3 protein-coding genes and 1 pseudogene are annotated in these 4,788 nt (G+C 40.8%); 1 reads left to right on the forward strand and 3 read right to left on the reverse strand.

Translation table 11 applies throughout. The features are described from left to right. The coding region (locus VF500_RS09620; protein WP_330859470.1) for a ligand-binding sensor domain-containing protein at nucleotides 1-2,681 on the reverse strand (2,681 nt) is incomplete at its 3' end. Between the two features lie 165 nt (nucleotides 2,682-2,846). On the opposite strand from VF500_RS09620, the gene VF500_RS09625 reads away from it, so the two are divergent. Further along, the gene (locus VF500_RS09625; RefSeq protein ID WP_330859471.1) at nucleotides 2,847-3,059 is read left to right on the forward strand and encodes a VF530 family protein; all 213 of its coding nucleotides are present in this window, start codon (nucleotides 2,847-2,849) and stop codon (nucleotides 3,057-3,059) included. Nucleotides 3,060-3,122: 63 nt separating this feature from the next. Here the strand turns inward: VF500_RS09625 and VF500_RS09630 are convergent, their stop codons facing one another. Continuing rightward, nucleotides 3,123-4,421, reverse strand: a complete 1,299-nt coding sequence (locus VF500_RS09630) for a DEAD/DEAH box helicase (RefSeq protein WP_330859472.1) — start codon at nucleotides 4,419-4,421, stop codon at nucleotides 3,123-3,125. Between the two features lie 81 nt (nucleotides 4,422-4,502). Next, nucleotides 4,503-4,788 (reverse strand): annotated as a pseudogene (locus VF500_RS09635) (tRNA pseudouridine(38-40) synthase TruA); the annotation flags it as partial.

A 4,788-nucleotide genomic window follows, 5' to 3' on the forward strand; every position in this document is an offset into this window, starting at 1 on the left:
TGTAACTCTTCCGACTGGGCAAGCAACTCTTCGTTCAAAGCCTGTAACTCTTCCGATTGATTTTGGAGCTCGATATTTAAGGTTTGCAGGTTTTCGGACTGGGCCTTTAACTCTTCCGATTGCTGCATAACCTCTGCCGTACGTTCGCCAACCTGTTTTTCAAGCAGGTTCTTTTGTTTTACTATAGTATTTACTTTATACCGGTAAATTGCATAAATGGCCGCTACAGTAAGCAAAATCAGCAAGCTGATAAACCACCAGGTAAGCCAGAAGGGAGGGAGCACAATAACGTTCAGGCTTACTTGTCTTACAGACCATTTCCCATCTGCACTGCGGCTTTTTACCCTGAATACATAATTACCGGCCGGCAAGTTGGTATAAGTAGCCGTGTTTTTGTTACCAACATAATTCCACGTTTTATCAAAACCTTCAAGCTGGTAAGCATATGATTCCTTGCTGCCTAAGGCAAAGTCCATCGATACATATTCGAACGATATAACTGATTGATCATATGTTAAGGTTATCGATTTTGTTTCGGAAATATCTTCCTTCAGGGGTGAAGGATCATCGCTGTTTTGCCCTACGCTGACAGATTTATTATAGATCTGAAAATCGGTAAGGACCAGGGGCGGATCATAAATATTATCCCTGATATTTTCGGGATTGAACATGTTAAACCCATTAACACCACCGAAATACATGGTGCCATCATGGCTCTTTACTGCCGAGTGGGGCTTGAACTCGTCAGCCTGTAAACCATCCTCAATGGTGAAATTCCTAAATTTATTAGTTTTAGGATTGTATTTGGAAATGCCTTTATTGGTGCTGATCCATAAATTGCCGCTGTTGTCTTCTTCAACCGCATAAGTATAATTATTGGGCAGACCATCTTTTATTTTAAAGTTTGTAACCTTACCGTTGGCCGGGTTTAAACGATAGATACCACCATAAGTACAGATCCAGATATTCCCCAGGTGATCTTCAAAAAGATCGAGCGCCGTGTTGTTGCCAAGCGCACTGTTCAGTTTTTCGTATTGTACGGGTTTAAATGAATTAGTTGGAGCATCATACAGGTTAACGCCGCCATCGTTAGTGCCAACCCAAAGGTTACCCTTTGAGTCGCCAAGCAGTGAGTTGATATTGTCGCTGCTGATACTTTTGGGATTATTGGCATCATGGCGGTAATGAATAAATTTATTGGTTTTAGGATCAAACAGATCAAGCCCGGTACCAAGTGTGCCAAACCATAATTTTCCATCAAGCGTTTTGGCTATGGCATAAATATTATTACCGCTTATACTGGTGCTATCATCCGGGTTATGTTTAAAAGATCTAAAATTGCGCGTCTGCGGGTTCATCACACTTACGCCATCGCCCCAGGTGCCTATCCATAGGTTATTTTTGGCATCTTCCTGTATGGTTAAAATGTAATTACCGCAGATATTGCTATTAGTATTTTTATAAACCTTAAACTCTCCTTTTTCAGGATTGAAAAGGTTTAGGCCGCCGCCATCCGTGCCTTCCCATATGTTGTTCTTTTTGTCTTCGTAAATACTTAATACAAAGTTATTTGACAGGCTATTAGGCTGTGCGCTGTGCTGATAGTGAACAAAGTTTTCGCTCGTTTTTTTATAGAAGTTAAGGCCTGATGCAAAAGCGCCGATCCACATATTGCCGCTTTTATCTTTCAGGATCACGTCAACCGAATTGTTGGCAATGCTGCTGTTATCTACATCATCCTCCTGGTGGTTGTTAAATTGCCCCGTAGCATAATTGAAAACATTCAATCCTCCATTTTCAGTACCGATCCACAAGTCGTGATTATTATCTTCAGCAAGGCACTGCACACTGTTATATGAAAGAGAGTTCTTGTTACTGGGATCATTTTTGTAATGAGCGAAGGTTTTGGCAATCGGATTAAACAGGTTGAGCCCCGCGTCGCTTACACCCACCCATAAACGGCGACTACTGTCCTCCAAAATAGCGTTGACCTTATTAGCCGATAGGGAAGAAGGCTTACCTTCATCATGAACAAAGCGGGTAAAATTTTGGCTTTGTGGTTTGTAAAGATTTAGGCCGCCATACGTTGTGCCCACCCATAATTTATTTTGACTGTCTACATAAACCGCGCGGACATTGTTATCACTTAAACTGGCTGTATCAGCTGCATTATACCGGTAATGCGTAAACTTTTTTTGCGCTATATTAAATTGGTCCAGACCTTCTTTTTGATTCGAGATCCACAGGTTCCCGCTTTTATCAAGTGCTATCTTAACTAAAATATCGCTGGCTATTGAATTGGTGTTGTTTGGATTGTGGCGATAATGGATAAAACGATCAAATTTACGGTCGTACATATTTAACCCGCCACCGCTGGTCGAGATCCACAGGTTGCCGTTTTTGTCCTCAAGTATGTCCTGAACAAAGCTGTTACTGATACTGTTATTATCGCTAACAATATTTTTAAAGACCTTGAATTTGTTACCATCATAACGGTTAAGTCCATCACGTGTGCCTACCCAAATAAAACCGCGGCTATCCTGCATAATGCAGTTAATATTCAGTTCAGAAAGCCCTTCACGGCTGCCAATATGCTGAAAATGAATGGGGCGGTTTTGTGAGAACGCGCATAACGAAATAGCTTGCAACAACAAAACAAGGTAACACTTATAGCTATTCATTAAAATAATTTTGGGCAATTTGAAGAAGCGGGTTAAACTTAGCAGCATTAAATTTAATAAAATTTACGATTTATTAAATATCCGCTAATATCATTTGTTATTTAAACGGGAGGGCAACAAAATTTGTTATACTATTTTGCCAAAACAAACATCTACTTTTGCTTTATGGAGCAACAACCCAATAACCCTTTACATGGCAAAACCCTCGAAACGATCCTTAACGAACTGGTAGTTCACTTTGGCTGGAAGGAATTGGGTACACGGATCAGGGTCAATTGTTTTAATGATAATCCCAGTATAAAATCGAGCCTCAAGTTTTTAAGGAAAACAGATTGGGCAAGGAAAAAAGTGGAAGAGTTGTATTTGGAGATAGTGTGATAGAGGAGCGATAGAGACTTACGAAGTTTTTAAAACTTCGTAAGTCTGGATAGAACAGATTATTTACCCGTGTTTTTTCTTCTTATTCATTTTGGCCTTGGTACTGGCGCTAAGGTTATACGTTTTGGCGTTTGATGCTTTTTTCTCATGAAAAGCTTCACCAACACCAGTCGGTTTAACATCCTCTTTTGCATCTGCCTTTTTAGGCTTCGACTCGGTTACAATCACCAAATCATCTGGTAGTTCGGCCACAGGGATCTTATTGCCTATTATCTGTTCAATTTTCTTTACCTGGCTTAGCTCAATATCAGTAGCAAAGGTCATCGCCAATGTTTCTTCCTTATTGTCAGGGTCATGATTGGCTATTCGGCTAATAAACAGTTCGTTATCAGCAGGTAAATCAAAATGGATCAGAAAGGGGATACCGCTCAGGTCAAGCTCTTCCTCGTTTTCGTTGGTCACGATCAGGATTCGGGCACTGGCTTCAGCCTTGAAATCCTCAACGCTCTTGAATCCCTTTGTATCAAAAAACTTTGGATTTAAGTATGCAACACCTGTACGTAAACGGCTTTTGAGGCTTTGGAAAAGCTTTTCAGCAGTTGTCTGACTGTTTACAAATACAACCGTTTTAGTAAACAGTTCTTCGTCATACATAAACAGATTAAGCAGGTTCAGCTTGGTACCAAAGTTTGGTACATTGTATAAAAGCTGTTCGTGGGTCTCAATAACTGTTTCGCTTAATTCATCAACCTCAATTACCGCTGGTAGCCTCATAAATGGATCTATCATTTTTTCGAGCTTGGCATGCATCACTTCGGTAAATACCAGGTGCTGGCCTTTGTCAATGCTATTAGCCAGTTCAACAACCGGTAACTGCAAGCCTTTTTTCACGATCTGGTCGGCATCATCTACCACCAGTAAATCAACTTTATTTAAATTTAAAGCCAATTTAAGGTAGATAGCCCTTGCCCGGTCGGGAGTAGCTACAACAATGTCGGCACCATCGGCAAGCTCATCCATCTGGCTTTCAAAGCCAGGGGTAACGTACAAGCCAACTATGCGAATAGATTTATTCTTGTTAAGACGGTCAAATTGTTCTATAACAGCAAATACGTGTTCTTTTTCCGGCACCAATACCAATACACGCGGAACGCCTTCGGGGGCATAGTTAAAGCGGTTTAATACACCTAACACATAAGCAGTGGTTTTTCCGCTTCCTTCAGGGCCAATGGCAATAATATCCTGCCCACCAATAATGCGGTTGATGGTTTTAAGCTGGAGCTCTTTAGGGTTTGCAAAACCGGCTTCATTTACAGAACGCAACAGTTGTTTATTAAGCTTCAATTTGTCAGACCACGCCATCAGGATACTATTAAAATTTAAAATGAGGGTGCAAAAGTACCAAATTAACGCGTCATATTTTTAAAAATCAGCAGATAAGCGTTATAAGGGGTGCCAATCCACGCTGTTAAGTAAAGGAAATGCCGACCGCGGTTCGAGATCAAGATAGCGATAAGTTACTTTTGACAGGTACAAACCCTGCGGATGTGCGGGGATAATGACCTTAGGCGTTTGTTTATTGGCAATATAAAACTCAAATTCATCGGTGCTCATCTGGCCTTTGCCAATTTCAAGCAACCGGCCTACAATAATCCTGATCATCCGGTTTAAAAAGCGGTTGGCAGTAATATTAAACCTTAACTTATCGCCTTTAGCATCGATATATAAC

Source organism: Mucilaginibacter sp., from assembly GCF_036383575.1.
Classification (GTDB): Bacteria; Bacteroidota; Bacteroidia; order Sphingobacteriales; family Sphingobacteriaceae; genus Mucilaginibacter.